This is a genomic window from Clostridium sp. 1001275B_160808_H3 (genome assembly GCF_015550425.1).
GTDB lineage: Bacteria > Bacillota > Clostridia > Clostridiales > Clostridiaceae > Clostridium.
Genome location: NZ_JADNAT010000002.1, coordinates 129,515 through 147,819 on the forward strand (window position 1 = coordinate 129,515; position 18,305 = coordinate 147,819).

The following is an 18,305-nucleotide window of genomic DNA, read 5'->3' on the forward strand; positions in this document are numbered from 1 at the left end:
AAAAGGAATCAAGATATGAAAGTAATAGAAGTTGTTGCAGCAATAATAAAAAAGGAAGATAGGATATTTATAACTCGTAGGAGCTATGGAGAGTTTGCAGATATGTGGGAATTCCCTGGTGGAAAGATAGAAAGTGGAGAATCACAAGAAGAAGCATTAAAACGAGAAATTAAGGAAGAGCTAGAATTAGATATTAACAACTTACAACATCTTACAACAATAGAGTATGATTATCCTACTTTTCATTTAACAATGTATTGTTTTATTTGTGAAATATGTGGCGGTACATTGAATTTAAATGCACATAATGATGCAAAGTGGGTATCAATAAATGAATTACCATTATATAAGTGGGTTCCTGCAGATATTGACGTAGTTCAGGAATTATTAAGAAGTTACTATAAATAAATTTAATATTAATAACGAAAACATAGCATATTTATTTTTCCCCCTAAGTAATATTTATTAATTAGATATTTTAGGGGGAATAATTTTTCGAAAATAAAGTTTATAACATATGATTAAATTTTGATTTATGACCAATAATTAATAATGATATATGAATTTTATGGAAGAAGGCGAATCCAAAATGGATGTAGTAAATCAAAAGGAATGTATTAAGTTAATAAGGATTTTTATTGATGAAAAATTAGAAGGCGATATTGAAAAAATTAAAGATTTTAACTTTAATGAATTAAGAGAAGATAAAAAATATGGATGTACATAATATAATAAAAATAAAGGATTTGATGCAGATGATACAATTTTAGCAAGAGCTATTTATTGTGTTGTTTGGGGGGATGTTTTACCAGATATAAATTTTAATGATATTGGTACAGGAAAAAATTATAGAGGAGACATAATAAATTCATTTAATACTTTATTTAGCAGAAATTTAAATAAGAAACTAAGTAATATTAGGAATAATAATTATACGGCATTGGAAATAGGAAATGAAAATAAAAGTTTTATAGTAGAAGATGAAAAATTAAAGGAAAAAATAATTGAATTTCATAAGCTTTATAGAACTATAGGGAATATGGCTCTACTACCTAATAAGAGCAATAAGAATAATAATATAAATCAATATAGAGGTGTCAGGTGGAAAGATTACTTTGATAAGTTTCTTTTAGAATTACGATTATATTTTTTATCAGATTATAGTAATAATAAAGGATTTAAGGAATTATTAAATTGTAATAGTTTTTATTTTAATAGATTTGAAAAAAGTGAAAGAGGATTTTTAGAATTTTGTAAGTTAAATTTTTTAGATTATTATATTAATAATGAAATTAGTTTTGGAGTTAATGATGTCAATAGAGGATTAATATATCCAGGGTGGCAAATGTCAAGCTTTTGGAGCAAAAATGAAAATAACTATAATAAGTTTGCAGAGAGGTATATTGAAAAATCATCTGAAATTATTAGGTATAGGAGCAATATTATATTAAATAAGTTAGAGGAAAAAGTTTATTTATAATTATGAAATAGCATTAATAAAAATTATACAAGGTAGTTTTATTTATTTAAAGATATGAACTGTTACTCTTCGAAGCATTACCAGTTTTATTTTGGTATGCTTTGAAGAGTTTTTTGTGCTTACAGAATGGTATAAATGAAGGCTATAATAAAAATAAAAAATTTAGAAAAATATTATTTTTGGTACACATTTTACAGTTGTGTGATATAATAGTATTATAAAACAAAGTAATCCGATAGGAATTATCGGCTAGGACGAGAAGAGTAAGTTAATGAAAGCTTTCAGAGAGAAACCTCCCTGGGTGTAAGAGGTTTTAAGTGGATATTAATTGAAGTGCATCTCTGAGCTCTGAATCGAAATTATAGTAGACTTCAGCGGGAACGCCCGTTAAAGCGTTGAGGTATATTTGTACCAATAGATTAAGATGTCTTATGGCAGTCGCACAATTTAAAATGAATAATGCGATAGCTTAGATAATTAGAGTGGAACCGCGGAAGTTTACTTCTGCCTCTAAGTTTTTAGAGGCAGAAGTTTTTTTATTTAGGAGCAAGTTAGTTAGGTGTTGTTTAAAAATCTGACTTAACTAGTATGACAATAGGTAAGTTAAATAAATTTTATAGAAAAATTGAAATTATTATTAATTAAAAATGGAGGGGTATTATGAATTCTGTACAATATTTTGATTCCATAGCTGAAAATTGGAATGTTATACGAAGTGATTATTTTGAAGAAAGGCTAAAATATAAACTTTTATCAATAACTAATATAAAGGATAAAGTTGTAGCTGATTTAGGGTGCGGGACAGGCTTTGTTTCTTTGGCATTAGCAAATGAAGCAAGTATAGTATTTTCTGTAGATAATTCAAGCAATATGCTTAAGCAATTAAAGATTAATGCATCTGATAAAAATTATAAAAACTTGTATCTTATTAAATCTTCACTTGATAATTTAACACTTTTTGATGAATCTGTAGATGCTATTTTTATAAATATGGCACTTCATCATATAAAGGATGCAAAAAAGGCTATATCAGAAATGCATAGAGTATTAAAAAAAGATGGGATAGTAATTATATCTGATGTTATGGAGCATGATGGGGAATGGGCTAGAGAAGAAATGTTTGATGAGTGGCTTGGATTTTCAAATGAGCAAATAAAAAATTGGCTAGAAGAAGCAGGCTTTAATAATATACAAATAGAAAATACAGATTTAAGCTGCAAAGGTTATTCAAGCAAGGGAGAATATACTGAAACAGGAATCTTTATAGCAAGAGCAACTAGAAAATAATAGGGGGTAATTAGGAGATGAAAATAGAATCATTGTTAATTCATGGAGGAATAGATGGGGAAGAGAAAACAGGAGCAGTAAATATACCAATATATCAGACTTCAACTTATAAACAACCAAAGTTTGGTGTAAATAAAGGTTATGAGTATTCGAGAACAGGGAATCCAACAAGAGAGGCTTTAGAAAAACTTGTTTCAGATCTTGAAGAAGGTTATGCAGGTTTTGGGTTTGCTTCTGGAATGGCAGCTACTACTGCTGTTCTTTCCCTTTTTAAATCAGGTGATAAGATAGTTATTTCAAACAATGTATATGGAGGAACCTTTAGAGTTTTAGACAAGGTCTTTAACCATTTTGGAATTAAATATCAATTAGTTGATACTTCTAATTTAGAAGAAGTAAAAAACAGTATTGATGAAACTGTAATAGCTATTTTTATAGAAAGTCCAACAAATCCTTTAATGGATATAACTAATATTGAAGCAATTTCAAATATAGCTAAAGAAAACGGGATATACACTATAGTTGATAACACATTTATGACTCCTTATCTTCAAAAGCCAATTAAACTTGGGGCTGACATAGTAATTCATAGTGCTACTAAGTATCTTGGTGGACATAGTGACACAGTTTCTGGAGTAGTTGTTGTTAACAGTAAAGATTTAGCTAAAAGACTTCATTTTATTCAAAACTCAACAGGTGGAATTTTATCACCTTTTGATTCTTTTATGTTATTAAAAGGCATAAAGACATTAGCTGTCAGAATGGATAGGCATAATGAAAATGCGAAAGTAATTGCTGAATTTTTGAAAAGTAGAGAAGAAATTGAAAAGGTATATTATCCAGGTCTTAAAGAACACCAAGGACATGAAATTCAAAAGAAACAAGCTAAGGGCTATGGTGGAATGATATCATTTGTTTTAAAAGAAGGTTATGACTATAAAAAGTTTTTTGAAAGTCTTAAGATAATAACTTTTGCTGAAAGCTTAGGTGGTGTTGAATCATTAATTTGTCATCCAGCTTCAATGACTCATGCTGCAATACCTTATGAGATAAGACAAAAGGTTGGAATAGTTGATAATTTAATAAGGATATCTATCGGTATAGAAAATGTTGAAGATTTAATAAAAGATATAGAAAATGCATTAAAGGAGAGTGAGTTAAATGGTTAAAGTAGAAAGTTTTTCATTAGATCACACAAAGGTGAAGGCACCTTTCGTTAGAAAATGCGGAGTTCAAAAAGGAGTTAATGGAGATAGTATATCAAAATTTGACTTGAGATTTTTACAACCTAATAAAGAAGTAATGCCAACTGCTGCAATTCATAGCTTAGAACATTTACTAGCAGGATTTATGAGAGAAAAAATAGAGACTATAATAGACATTTCACCAATGGGATGCAGAACAGGATTTTATTTGACAGCTTGGGGAGATGTTGAAGTAAATGAGGTAATAGAAGCATTAGAATATGGTTTGAAAAAAGTGTTAGAAGCAAAAGAAGTTCCAGCTGCTAACGAACTTCAATGTGGTAATTACAGAGATCATTCTATAGAGCTTGCACATGAATATGCTAATAAAGCAATAAAGGAAGGCTTTAGCAGTGAAATATTTAAATAATATTCAAGAGTTAATAGGTAACACCCCAATAATTAAACTTAATAATTTAAATATTAAAGAAGGTGTGAATATATTTGCAAAGCTTGAAGGAAATAATCCTGGAGGAAGTGTAAAAGACAGAATAGGAATTTACATGATAGAAGCAGCAGAAAGAGAAGGAATATTAAAAAAAGGATATACAATAATAGAAGCAACTGCAGGAAATACTGGTCTTGGAATAGCTATTGCTGCAATAAATAAAGGCTATAATATAATATTTGTGGTTCCAACAAAGTTTTCAATAGAAAAACAAACATTAATGAGAGCTTTAGGAGCGAAAATTATAAATACACCAAGAGAAGAAGGAATGCTTGGAGCTGTAAAAAGGGCAGAAGAATTACTAAATACTATAGAAAATTCAATAAGCTTAAGACAATTTGAAAATCAAGCAAATCCTCTTGCTCACTATGAAACAACTGCTCCAGAAATATATGAAGCTATGGAAGGGAAAATAGATTACTTAGTGTGTGGAGCAGGAAGTGGAGGAACATTTACTGGAGTAGCTAAATATCTAAAAGAAAAAAATAAAGATATAAAAACCATTTTAGCAGATCCAGAAGGCTCGACTATGGGTGGGGGTATTGAAGGTTGTTATGATATTGAAGGTATAGGAAATAACTTTATTCCTAGTACCATGGATATGAAATTAGTAGATGATGTTATAAAGGTTTCTGATAAAGATGCATATGATATGGTAAAATTAATAGCATTAAAGGAAGGACTGATTGTAGGAAGTTCTTCTGGAGCAGCACTATCTGCTACATTAAAATTATCGGATAAAATAGATAAAGGGAATATAGTTACCATTTTTCCAGATAGAGGAGATAGGTACTTTAGTAAGAATATCTACTAATAAATAATTAAAGAAAAGTTATGAAAAAATCCGTGGGTGTCTGTATAAAGTAGGGAATAGCTTTTAGCTATTCCCTATTTTTTTTATTTATTAAATATTATTCTTTGATTATAGATGTAGTGACTTGCTTATATAAATTAGTTTACTATAGAGAAATGTAGTTACCTTATTAAAAAATTTAGTAACTACAAAACTATTTAGAAAAGTAAATAGAAAATATGAAAGCAATAGAAGTGGTTACAGCAATAATAAAAAAGTAATTGTAAATTTACGAAAAAAAAGGAGCTGCCACAGAAAGCAATTTAATTATGTGACAGCCCTTTTATTTTAATTCATATATAAAATATGAAAGGAGATTATGCAATTTTTTCTACAAGTTTAGCATTATGTTTAACTTTTTGATTTGATTTTACAGATTGTATTGTAGAAGCTAAAACTATTGATATTAAGCATAAAGCTCCAATAACTATGAATGTAGATTTAAAGCCTCCTGTTAATGATGCTATAAATGAACCTGAAATTGCTCCTAAACCAAATCCTTGATATATAATTCCGTAGTTTTTAGTTTGATTATTAACACCAAAGAAATCTCCTACTATAGCAGGGAATACTGTTATATTTCCTCCAAAACAAAATGCAATTGATGCAACACAGGCAAAGAAGATTGCGAAGTTTAAATGTGCAAAGCTTAGTACAAATACTGCAACAGTTGTAATTGAAAGTGATAAAATTACTACTTTTAATCTACCAAGCTTATCTGATAAAGCACCTAATATAATTCTTCCAGCTGTATTAAATATTGCTACCATGGCAACTGCATTTGCTGCTACTTCAGGGGTAAGTCCAACTAGTTCAACACCAATATCTTTAACTATACCTATTAAATAAAGACCACTCATACATGCTGAGAAGAATATTACAAATAAAGCATAAGCTTCTTTTGTTTTAAGCATTTCTTTTACTGTAAACTCCTTTGTATTCTTACTATCTGTAGAATTACTGATTACTAATGGAGCATCCTTTAAAAGTTGAGCACCTATAAAGATTAAAGCCATAGCTATAACTCCCCAATATAAAAATGCTTTTGAAACTCCTACATTATTAATTAAGCCTCCATTTATATATTTAAAAACTAAACTACCTGTTCCATAAGCTCCTACTGAAATACCAGAAATAAGTCCTTTTTTATCAGGGAACCATTTAATACAATTTGAAAGTGTTGTAATATATGCTATACCGTCTGCAGCCCCAACTATCACACCAGCTGTAATATAAAGCATAGGTAATGAGGAATCAAATGATGTTAATATCAATCCTATACCTAGTATTATACCTGCAATTGAAGTAAGTTTTCTAATTCCTAGCTTGTCTTGAAGTTTACCAGCAGCTAGTGTAGATACTGCTAAAGCAAAACTAGTTATAGAAAAGGTAATTGCAACCTTATTTAATTGAAATCCAAATTTATTTACTAGGGGTTGGTTAAATAAACTCCAAGTATAAATTGTCCCTAATCCAAGTTGGGTAATTACTGAACCTAAAACTATTAACCAACGATTTTCTGATACTTTTTTCATTTCATTCACCTCTAATTTTATTTTTACATATATAACATTTACTAAGTTTTATAATCAAACACTGTTTATGTTTTCATTATAAATCCGTAAAAAATAAAATTATTATTTTATGAATGAAATACAAAAAAAATTGAATAGAATGCATTTATATGTTCATGAGTTGCTTGAATTCTTTTACATTACTTCTGCTAACAGGAACTTCATAATCGATATCTTGAAGTTTCAAGTTATAGGTACTATTAAACCAAGGTATTATTTCTCTTATTTTATTAATATTTACTATATATGATCTATGGCATCTAAAGAATATATTTTTAGGAAGCTTTTCGTAAAAATCAGATATGGATAGGTTAACTGAATATTCCTCATTTTTCGTAAAAACATAAGTTATTCTTTCTCTTGCTACACAATAATATATATCATTAATATCTACAACTATTATTTTTTCATTTTTCCATAAATTTATCTTATTTGATATGATATTTTTATGAGAATTATTTTTAGTGTTATTATCAACACTTTCTAATTTTTTTAGCATTGATACAATTCTAGATTCGGAGTAAGGCTTTAATATATAATCAAAAGCTTCAACTTCAAAGGCTTCAACAGCATGTTCCTTATATGCTGTTATAAAAACTATATAAGGTTTTTTTGTAAATTTACTTATACTTTGAGCAAGTAAAACACCATCTAGTGAAGGAATATTTATATCTAAAAATATAACATCAATTTCATTATTTTGAATAAATTTAAGAACTTCTATCCCATCTGAAAACTCTGATACTATATCTATTTTACTGTAATTTTGAATAAAATATTTAAGTTCGTCTCTTGCTAAGAATTCATCATCAACTATTATTGCTTTCATATATCTCACCCTCTTATATTTTTTTCTTTATATAAAATTCTACCATAGTTCCTTTATCTAGTCTTTTTATGTTAAGACCTTCTCCATAAATAAGCTTAATTCTTGAATGAACATTATAAAGACCTATTTTCTTTTCAGGAACATTATCAGTATAAATATTACTTATCATTTCTTCACTTATCCCTACACCACTATCTATTATAGAAATCTTAACTTTTTCACCTTCATCCTTTAAACTTATTTTAACTGTTCCATTATGATTATCCTTTAAAATTCCATGAACTATAGCATTTTCAACTAAAGGTTGTATTGTAAGACTTGGTATCTTAATATCAACATCATCTATATCATAGATGACATTTAGTTTATCTCCAAATCTAGCCTTTTCTATTTCAATATAATCTTTTACTTGCTTAAGCTCTTTTTTTACATCTATAAATTCACTGTTTAATTCTAAATTAAATCTTAAGTAACTAGATAAATTTATTATAAGTTCTCTTGCATTATTAGGATTTATCCTTATAGAAGAAGCTATAGCGTTTAGTGCATTAAATAAAAAATGAGGATTAATTTGTGTTTGAAGGGCTTTAAGTTCTGCTTTATTAGCCATTTCCTTCATTTCTTCAACTTTTGATACTTCCATAAGAGTCGAAATGATTTGTGAAAGTCCTACAGCAAGAGTTTCTATAGTATAAGTTATGTTGTTAGAAGCTCTATAGTATATTTTTAATGCACCAGTAACTTCATTTTTTTCCTTAAGTGGTATAATAATGGCTGATTTTAAAAGTGATGTTTTTTCTTTAAAACCGGTATTTTTTATGACTATTTTACCACTACTAATAGCTTCTTTTGTTTCAGAATTTATAATTTCATGACCAATATTATAATATTCTTTACCAATACCACTATAAGCTAATATATTTTTCGTGTCAGTTATTGAAACTGCATCAGCTTGAATATCTTCTTTTATAATAGTACATATTTTATTTAAAGATTCACTATTAATTTTCCTGAAATAAGGAAGAGTTTTGTTTGCTATATCTAGCGCTAATTTTGCTTGTTTAGCAGAAATCTTTTCTTTATCATTTTCTATACTTTGAACTAATAATACAATAAATCCTACGCAGATTTGCCCAATAATCATTGGAACAGCAATTTTAGATACGATGTCGTAACCTAAGGAATGAGGCTTACTTAATAGAAGTATAAGTATCATTGTAATAGTCTCAGAAAACATTCCTGCTATTATTCCTGCTATCCATCTATAGTTTCTTTTTACCTTTCTATTAATATACCCAGAGATTATTCCAGCACATATACTGCTTATGAGGCATGGAATAGAAGTTATTCCCCCTATATCTATTAGATATCTATGTACTCCTGATATTAATCCTGTTACTATACCAACAACCGGACCAAAGATTATCCCTCCAGATACTATAGTAATAGTTCTAACATTTACTAAAGAACCTTCTACATTAAGACCTGTATATGTTGATAGTATTGCAAACACAGAAAAGACTGTACATGCAATTAAGTAATCCTTTTTTCTATAGGTATCTCTTTGAAATATATTTCTAAAACTTTGTAGCCTAGTTATAGTAAATAAACATGCAAGAAGTAATACAGCTCTGTCCATAAATTGAATTAATATATTAATTATGTAATCCAAGTTAATCCTTCTCCTTTCTAAGAAAGTATTTATATATTATTTTAGTTAACTCATCTTAATGTGTCCAATAATTTATGCTAAATGACTATTATATTGTATTAAATACCAAATCATTTAATAAATGTAATAAAGGATTTATGAATACATATCAATAGTATAGGCTTAACCATATATCATATACTCAAAATAATCTAGCAAGTAATAGTAAATCCATTTCTTAAACTTTTGTTACAAATATAAATCACTTAATTTAAAATGCAGTAGACATTAAAATAATACAATATATTGTTACTTTCAAATGGATAAAAGTTGTGTTAGGAAGGGATTTAAAGGCTAAAAATAATGAAATTTAAATTAATTTAGATAATAAAATTGCATCATAAATAAGAGAAACGCCTATGCATCATATTGCACATAGGCGTTTCAAAATTTTGATTTCTACTATACTATTTATTATTTTTTACACTTCATCAGTTTCTCGAATAGTCTTAGGTAATATTATTGTAAAAGTTGTACCTTTACCTAATTCACTTTTAACAAAAATATTTCCATTATGAAGATCAATTAAGCCTTTTATAATAGTAAGTTCTAAGCCGCTACCCATTGAAACTTCTCTTTGTGAATTTACATTTTGGCTAAATATATCAAAAATATTATCTATATTTTCAGAATCTATTCCACTTCCAGTATCGCTTATTTCTATTTTTAATATACTATATAAATCTATTATATTAATTAATATTTCTCCACCTGGATTAGTGAATTTTATAGCATTACTAACAATACTAGCAATACATCTTTCAATTGCCGTTTCATCAAATTTCATAATGCATTCTTCAATAGTTGTATCAATAATAAGATTAATATCTTTTTCTTCAGCTAGACTATTTAATGATAGAGCAGCTTCTTCAATCACATAGATAATATCTTTTTCTTCAATAAATAATTTATAAACACCCTCACTCATTCTTGTGGAATCTATTAAATCATTAATTATTTTTAAAAGTCTTTTTTGGTTGTTATCACTTATTTCCATATACTTTGATAGATCCTCGGATGAAATAGATCCATTGTTATTAAGTCGAGTTATTAATTGTTGAGTTGCGCCTATAACATTTAATGGAGTTCTAAGTTCATGAGACATATTAATTAAGTAATTATTCTTACGCTTTTCTAGTTCAATATTTTTAGTAAGAAGTTGATTTTTTTCTAACATTTCTTTTGCTAATTGTTTATTTCTTAATATAATAGCATTGCTCATATAGGCTATTTTTAAATATAAGTAAATAGCAATTATACAAAATAATAAAAAATAAATAAATATAGCTATTTTACTTCTCCAAAATGGAGGATCTACATTAAAAGATATACTTTTCATTTCACTGTTATTTCCATTAGAGTTTTTAGCTATGAAATCTATAGTATATTTATTATCTGCTAAATTTGAAAATGTAACTTCATTACTATCCATCAAGATCCATTTGTCGTTATTTATTCGATAATAAAAGTTTATACTTTGTATACTACTATAAGCAGTAGTAAATAATTTTATAGAAATAAAATTATCTTTATATTTTATGGAGGTATTATTAAAATCATTTACTTTAGTTCCATTTAGTATAAAAGAATCAAATTGCAGCATTGGTGCATATAAGCTACGTTCTACAGCAGCAGGGTTTATTTTATATAATCCATCAATGCCTCCTAAAATAAATTCTCCATTTGAAGTTTCAAAAAATGAATTTGAAGAAAATTCTACGCCTTTTAAATATTTTCTTATATTTATCAGTTGATTATCTTCAAACTGCAAACAATTTATTCCAGAATTTGTGCTTATCCATATGTCATTATTAAAAGGCTTTACACTGTAAATAGTATTATTAGATAGACCATCTTCAATAGAGTATAATATGAATTCTTCAGTATCACTATTATATTTATTTAGACCACTTTCAGTACCAAACCATAGATTTCCTTTATTATCTTCGTTTATTGATAATATGGAATTATCTGAAATACTATTTTCAAATTCATTATATTTAAAGAGCTTTAAAGAGTTATTTTTATGATCAAATCGTATCAATCCATCTTTTGTTGAACTTCCAAGCCAATAAATGCCTTTAGAATCTTTAAAAATTGCTCCGCCTAATTTAACAGATATATTATTTTTAGCAAACAATTTGTTCATATTTTTTATGCTAAAATCATTTAAATCAATAATATTAAAGCCATCTAAAGTTCCTACCCATAGATAATCCCCATCTACATATAATGTATGACAATATATATTGTCCAATATATGTTTAACTTCTAAAGTCTCTCTATTTATAATATTTAATCCAACTGACGATGTAGCGAAAATATATTTTTCCGTACCTTTTATATCCCAAATAGTATCAGAATTTAATTTATTAATGGTTTGAGTATTTAGCTGAGTAACAGTATTATTTTTTCTATCCCATATACTAATACCATTGTTGTAGACTCCAAGCCATAATTTTTTATCAATATCTTCATATGTACCAATTACAATGTTATTATTATTTATACTTGGATTAACGAAAAAATCGTTATAATAAGTTATCCCTAAATTACAATCAACTGTACTTATCCCAGAAAATGTACCTATCCATAAAAGACCACTAGAATCCTTCATAATATAAGAAACATTATCATCAATCAATGAGTATCTATCATAGAAGCTATGTGTAAATTGTTTTTGTAATCCGTCTCTTTCATCTATGTATAGACCTTTCTTTGTGCCAATATAAATTCCAGTTTCATCAATGTGAATACTATTAACAGTATTAGAAGGACCACTATTTCCATCAGTATATAATTTATAGTCTTTATCTACTTGTCCAGTTTTAATATTGTATACATATAAACCATCAGATAGAGTTCCTAAGTAGATGCTATCCTTATGTAGAGAGAAAGTTGTAAAAGTATTATTCTTTGCTATAGTATCTATTAGTTCATTATCAATAATTGTATATTTATCATTTGTCATATCATATTTAAAAAGGCAGTTTGGTGATATGATATAAATTTCAGTGTTATTATAAATTTCTATAGATAATATATTGGAAGATGAAGGCTTAAAATCTTCATGAATCAAAGAGATAAAATCATCTGCAAATTTATCATATCTATATAATCCATTAGAAGTGGCAATTATAATATCACCATTATTATTAATTTTAATATCTCTAATTTTACTTGATAACAATGAACTGGTATTTATAGTATAATTGGTTATTTTATTAGTGTCTAAATTAATCTTACTTAAACCATCATTTGTTCCTACCCATAAATTTTTACTTAAGTCCTCATTCAAACATGTAATATATCCATCAACAATATTACGTTTTTCACTAAAACCTTTATTATAAATTTCTAAGTCAAATCCATTATATTTGTTTAAACCATTCTTAGTACCAATCCAGATATAGCCTGAACTATCTTGATATATAGTACTCACTGAAGTTTGTGATAATCCATTTGATGCAGTCATATTATAAAACATGAATTCAGATGAATAAGTTAATATTGGAATATTTATAGATACTAAAAATATTACTATAAAAATTATTATCTTTTGTTTATGTTTAATCATTTAACCATTCCTTAAAAATTTTATATTGGTTAGTTTATCATACTAAGCAGAATAAGAATATAAATTTATATAGATATTTACAAAATTTTAAAGAATTTAATTTAATTACAATATAAAAAAAGAAATTGATGTTGTTATTTCAGTACAATTTTCTATCTTATATGCAGTATTTACAAGGGACTAACGAAACGTTAGCCCCTTGTATAATCCCTTGAAAATACTAGCTTTGTCAAGAAGTTTAACAACTGAAAGAATTCAATTTACTATTTAAATATGCAGAAAGCCTTAATTTCTTTATTATGAATATAAAAAAGTTATAATACGTACTGTGGACATTTTCTTTAAATAAAACTATAAGTTGACAAATGAATAATTAATTTATAAAAATAAGTGGAAGAATAAATATGAGTATTAGAAAATGAGGTGTAGATATGAATGAATTTATAGAAAAAGCCAAATCAATAAAAAATGATATTATAAGTTATAGAAGAACTATTCATAGTAATCCTGAAGTTGGACCTGAATTACCTAAAACAAAAGCTTATGTAATGGATAAGTTAAGAGAGTTTGGGTATGAACCAAAGGAAATATGTGAAAGTGGAATAGTTGCTACAATTGAAGGAAATAAGCCAGGAAAAACATTTTTATTAAGAGCTGATATGGATGCACTACCAATGAAAGAAACTACTGAATGTGATTTTAAGTCAACTAATGGTTGTATGCATTCATGCGGACATGATATGCATACAGCAATGCTTTTAGGAGCTGCAAGACTACTTAAAGAAAATCAAAATCAAATTGAGGGAACAGTTAAATTGGTGTTTCAACCAGATGAAGAGGGCTTTACTGGTGCTAAGAAAATGTTAGCGGCAGGTGTTCTTGAAAATCCTAAGGTTGATGCAGCTATGGCAATGCATGTTCATTCCGGAACACCTTCCAATTTTGTATTATGTGGGTTAGGAACTAGTATAGCAGGATGTAATAGATTTAGAATAGTTGTAAAAGGAACAGGTTGTCATGGAGCTATGCCAGAACTAGGCGTGGATCCAATCAACATAGCAGCTCACATATACATATCACTTCAAGAAATAATATCAAGAGAAATAACAGCAACTAAACCTGCTGTTTTGACAATAGGAAAATTCTCAGGTGGAGATGCTCCTAATATAATACCTGGTGAAGTTATTATGGAAGGAACTATAAGAAGTTTAGATAAGGAAGTAGGAGAATTTATATTTAATCGAATGAATGATATAGTAGTTTCTACTGCTAAGATGTTTAGAGGAGAAGCAGAGCTTATAGAATTGTCATCAGTACCACCATTAGCTAATAATACTGATTTAGCTAAAGAAGTTACTTCTTATATAAAAGATTTATTGGGTGAAAAGTCAGTTCATTTATTTGAAGGTGGAGGAATGGGATCAGAAGATTTTGCATCTTATTCATATGAGGTTCCAAGTGTTTATCTTATGTTAGGAGCAGGTACAAAGCAAGAAAATCCTTTATATGGTGAACCAATGCATAATGAAAAGGTAGTATTTAATGAAGATATATTGGTTACAGGTGCAGCTATGCATACATATTGTGCAATTAATTGGTTAAGACATAATAAGTAATATAAATATCATTAAGAGGTGAAGCTAATGAGTACAAAGTATAGAAATAGTAAAAAGAAAATGGCATCTTTAGGTCTGAAGAAGGATAGCAATGGGGAATATGTTTATATTGATCCAAATGATAAAACTTCAGAATTTGTACCAGTAAGAAATAAGAAGAGGGAAAGTAATAAATAGCAAAAGAGTATATAAAAACAGAGTCAATAGACTCTGTTTTTATTTTTATAAATAAAAGAAATTAATAAATATTTTTATTTATAAGAAAATAAAGAAAGTACTTTATGGAGAAAATTATATTTTTGTAAATGTATTAATCGTATATTGACTATTGTGGGAAAAAATGTTTAAAATAAGTTGTAAAAATATTAATATTTAGTTAGGAATTAATTAAGAAAATGAAAAAATATAGAAAAAATATAGTAGTATTCGTAGCAGCATTTTTAACTTTATTTAGCAATGTAAGTGTAGTTTTCGCCAATAATGTAGATTTTTATAACAATTCTATTGCTCAAGAAGATAAAATTAATTTTTATAATATAACTATGAAGCATGGGTTATCTAGTAATCTTATAACAGATATTTACCAAGATTCGTTAGGTTATATCTGGATAGGTACTGAAGATGGTTTAAATCAATACAATGGGAATGTAATAATAGAATATAACTATGACAGTAATGATGAATGTAGGCTTACTTCAACTTGTATTACAAGTATAAATGAAGATAAGTATGGGAATATATGGGTTGGAACTGATAATGGGTTAAATATTATAAATAGACCTGAAAATAAGGTTTATAAAATAGCAAAAAATGAGGGAGACAATGATATATTATCTGATTATACAATAACAACGATATATAGAGATATAAATGATACTATGTGGGTTGGAACAATAAATGGGCTTAATATGTATGACGAAGAAAACAAAGAGTTTGTAAAGTATTATTCAGATGGAACAGATAGAAGTATAAACGATAATTATATAACAGATATGGAAGAAGATAATTATGGATATTTATGGGTGTCTACTACAGATGGAGTTGGAACTATAGATTTAGATAATTTTGATATAAAAAATAGAAAAAATGATAATAATACTGTGCACACATATAAAATAGATAAAGATAATGAAGGGAATATGTGGAGCGTAAGTAAAAATGGTATATATCAGATAACAGCTGGTAGATATGAATTATCAAATTACAGCATTGATATTGGAGAAAAATTAAAGCAAGATATAACTAGGGTATTATGTGATAGCAAAGGGAATATATGGTTTGGTGGTTTAAATGGGTTAATAAAATATACTCCAAGCGATAATGCAACAAAAATATATCAGTCAGGGAATAATTCGTCAAATTATTTATTAAGTAATTCAATAAGATGTTTATATGAAGATAGAAATGGAGTACTATGGATAGGTACGGATAATGGTGTTAGTATATTAAATATTGAACAACAGTTTAGTAATAAAATAAATAATTTATTTAAGAAATACAATATAAGCGGGAATAGTATAACGTCATTTTTAGAAGATAATGAAAATGATTTATGGATAGGTACTGAACAAAGTGGAATAATTTATTTTAATGTAGATAAAAATACTATGACAAGATTTCTTTATGATGAAAATAATGAAAATTCATTAAGTAGTAATACAATAAAAAGTATTATTCAAGGACAAAGCGGCAAAATATTAGTATCCACTGAAAAAGGAATAAATATAATTGACAAAGCAACTGGAACAATAAATAAATATGCTGAAGAAGAATTTCAAAAAGTTACTTTTTTTAATCAAGAATTAAAAATTTTAAATGATGATAAATATATTTGGATTGCAACTAATGAAGGACTTTATAGAGGTAACAATGAGAAATATGAAGTTGTGAATTATAAAAAACATTTTATCGAAAGTGGCATAGTAAATTATATAGTATCTGATATTTATCAAGATGATAATGATGAAAATATTCTTTGGTTAGCAGGAGGAAGAAACGGTGGTTTAATAAAATTCCATAAAACTAAAGGAGTACTAAAAAATTATTTATCATCTTCTGAAAGTAATTCATTAAGTTATGATTCTATAAATTGTATTCAGGGAGATGGTAACGGAAATCTTTGGATAGGAACTGAAGTAGGTTTAAATAAGTTTAATATTAAAGAGGAGAGTTTTACTAGATATTGTGAAGATGATGGTTTAGGTAGCAATTATATAAATAGCATTATTATAGATAATAATAAAGATGTATGGTTAGGGACAAGTTATGGATTAAGTAAGTTTATTATAAGTGAAAATAGATTTATTAATTTTACAGAAGTTGATGGGTTATGTGGAATCCAATTTAATAAAAGAGCCGTATATAAAACAAAAATTGGGCATTTATTATTTGGAACAACAAAAGGTGTTGTTTCCTTTCATCCCAATAATATAAAAGAAGTAGTTTCTAAAGAAAATAAAATAGTTATAGATAATTTATGGGTAAATAAAGAGTTATATTTGGAGGAAAAAGAAAATATTGAGCTTAAATATAACGAAAATAATATATCAATACAGTATTTCTTTCCAGATTATTCAAGAATAGAAGGAATAATTTATTTATACAAAATGGATGGAATAAATGAAGAGTGGGTGCGCAGTACTAGGGAGGGGTATGCTTCTTATTCAACATTAAATCCAGGTAATTACACATTTAGAGTTAAGGCATCTAAAAGTGATGGAAGTCTAACAGAAGAATCATCTATAAGCTTTGTTATAAAAAAACCGTTTTGGAAATCGGATTTAGCATATTGTCTTTATATAGTAGTTATATTTTTAATAATTTTATGTTCTACTTATTATGTACAAATTTTAAGAGCTTTAGTAGATAAGCAAACAAAAGAAATAAGTTCACAAATGGAAGAAAATAAAAGGCTTTATGAAAGAAATATTAGAAATGAAAAGTTTAAGAATGACTATTTTGTTAATTTATCTCATGAATTAAGAACACCTTTAAATATAATTTTATCAGTACTTCAATTATTGAATTCTTTAGACAAAAATGGAGGAGTAGCTAAAGAGAAATTTGATAACTATATGAATGTTATAAAGAAAAGCTCCAATCATTTATTAAATATAATAAATGACATTATTGATAGTTCTAAAATAGAAACAGGTGCTTATAAGATAAATAAGCAAGAAAATGTTGATATAGTCTATTTAGTTGAAGAAACTGCATTAAATATGAGTGATTATATTAATAATAAGGGGATCGAATTAATCATTGATCCTGAAATTGAAGAAATGCCTATATGCTGTGATCCTAAGGAAATAGAAAGATGTATTATTAACCTTATTGGGAATGCAGTTAAGTTTACAGAAAGTGGTGGAGAAATTAAAGTTTTAATTGAAGACGATAATGATGTTGTAATAATTTCTGTGGAAGATAGTGGTATAGGAATATCTAAAGAGGATCAAGAATTTATATTTAAAAGGTTCGAACAAGGAAAGAACTCTAATTCTACTCAAGTAAGTAGTAGTGGAATAGGATTAACATTAGTAAAATATATTGTAGAATTACATGGGGGACATGTTGCTTTGGAAAGTGAATTAAATAAGGGAAGTAAGTTTACAATAATATTACCAACTGATTAGTTATTATTTCATAAGCATTTATTTTATTAATTGTAATTAAGTATATATCAAAGT

Annotated in this window: 14 protein-coding genes and 1 other annotated feature; of the genes, 10 read left to right on the forward strand and 4 right to left on the reverse strand. The window is 27.1% G+C overall.

Annotated elements, in window-relative coordinates:
* The first annotated feature begins 15 nt into the window (after positions 1-15).
* The 7 genes from mutT to I2A75_RS02560 all read left to right on the forward strand — a co-directional run bounded on the left by mutT (position 16) and on the right by I2A75_RS02560 (position 5,273).
* Positions 16-408 (forward strand): 8-oxo-dGTP diphosphatase MutT, encoded by a 393-nt coding sequence (gene mutT / locus I2A75_RS02530; protein WP_195262898.1) that lies wholly within the window; start codon positions 16-18, stop codon positions 406-408.
* A gap of 181 nt (positions 409-589) precedes the next feature.
* A complete protein-coding gene (locus tag I2A75_RS02535) occupies positions 590-727 on the forward strand; it encodes a hypothetical protein (RefSeq protein ID WP_195262899.1) in 138 nt (45 codons plus the stop codon).
* A gap of 213 nt (positions 728-940) precedes the next feature.
* Positions 941-1,480 carry a hypothetical protein gene (locus I2A75_RS02540; RefSeq protein ID WP_195262900.1) on the forward strand — a complete coding sequence of 180 codons (540 nt, stop codon included), beginning with the start codon at positions 941-943 and terminating at the stop codon, positions 1,478-1,480.
* 242 nt (positions 1,481-1,722) lie between these two features.
* Positions 1,723-1,995 (forward strand) — a binding site (T-box leader).
* Positions 1,996-2,140: 145 nt separating this feature from the next.
* Positions 2,141-2,767 (forward strand): class I SAM-dependent methyltransferase, encoded by a 627-nt coding sequence (locus I2A75_RS02545; RefSeq protein ID WP_195262901.1) that lies wholly within the window; start codon positions 2,141-2,143, stop codon positions 2,765-2,767.
* Between the two features lie 17 nt (positions 2,768-2,784).
* Entirely contained in the window at positions 2,785-3,936 is a 1,152-nt protein-coding gene (locus I2A75_RS02550; RefSeq protein ID WP_195262902.1) for a PLP-dependent aspartate aminotransferase family protein, read from the forward strand.
* Positions 3,929-4,381 carry an S-ribosylhomocysteine lyase gene (locus I2A75_RS02555; RefSeq protein ID WP_195262903.1) on the forward strand — a complete coding sequence of 151 codons (453 nt, stop codon included), beginning with the start codon at positions 3,929-3,931 and terminating at the stop codon, positions 4,379-4,381. Before I2A75_RS02550 ends, I2A75_RS02555 begins: the two co-directional genes overlap by 8 nt.
* Entirely contained in the window at positions 4,365-5,273 is a 909-nt protein-coding gene (locus tag I2A75_RS02560; protein ID WP_195262904.1) for a cysteine synthase family protein, read from the forward strand. The genes I2A75_RS02555 and I2A75_RS02560 overlap by 17 nt, the downstream gene beginning before the upstream one ends.
* Positions 5,274-5,629: 356 nt before the next feature.
* Here the strand turns inward: I2A75_RS02560 and I2A75_RS02565 are convergent, their stop codons facing one another.
* From I2A75_RS02565 to I2A75_RS02580, 4 genes are all read right to left on the reverse strand, one after another.
* A complete protein-coding gene (locus tag I2A75_RS02565) occupies positions 5,630-6,847 on the reverse strand; it encodes an OFA family MFS transporter (RefSeq protein WP_195262905.1) in 1,218 nt (405 codons plus the stop codon).
* Between the two features lie 145 nt (positions 6,848-6,992).
* Positions 6,993-7,715, reverse strand: coding sequence for a LytTR family DNA-binding domain-containing protein (locus tag I2A75_RS02570; RefSeq protein ID WP_195262906.1), 723 nt, complete (start codon positions 7,713-7,715; stop codon positions 6,993-6,995).
* A gap of 13 nt (positions 7,716-7,728) precedes the next feature.
* Positions 7,729-9,387 (reverse strand): sensor histidine kinase, encoded by a 1,659-nt coding sequence (locus tag I2A75_RS02575; protein WP_195262907.1) that lies wholly within the window; start codon positions 9,385-9,387, stop codon positions 7,729-7,731.
* A 460-nt stretch (positions 9,388-9,847) separates the two neighbouring features.
* Complete coding sequence (locus I2A75_RS02580) at positions 9,848-13,003, reverse strand: two-component regulator propeller domain-containing protein (RefSeq protein ID WP_195262908.1); 3,156 nt, start codon at positions 13,001-13,003, stop codon at positions 9,848-9,850.
* Between the two features lie 431 nt (positions 13,004-13,434).
* On the opposite strand from I2A75_RS02580, the gene I2A75_RS02585 reads away from it, so the two are divergent.
* The 3 genes from I2A75_RS02585 to I2A75_RS02595 all read left to right on the forward strand — a co-directional run bounded on the left by I2A75_RS02585 (position 13,435) and on the right by I2A75_RS02595 (position 18,251).
* Positions 13,435-14,619, forward strand: a complete 1,185-nt coding sequence (locus I2A75_RS02585) for a M20 family metallopeptidase (protein ID WP_195262909.1) — start codon at positions 13,435-13,437, stop codon at positions 14,617-14,619.
* A 27-nt stretch (positions 14,620-14,646) separates the two neighbouring features.
* Positions 14,647-14,796 carry a hypothetical protein gene (locus tag I2A75_RS02590; RefSeq protein ID WP_195262910.1) on the forward strand — a complete coding sequence of 50 codons (150 nt, stop codon included), beginning with the start codon at positions 14,647-14,649 and terminating at the stop codon, positions 14,794-14,796.
* Positions 14,797-15,014: 218 nt separating this feature from the next.
* Entirely contained in the window at positions 15,015-18,251 is a 3,237-nt protein-coding gene (locus I2A75_RS02595; protein ID WP_195262911.1) for a sensor histidine kinase, read from the forward strand.
* Positions 18,252-18,305: the final 54 nt, after the last annotated feature.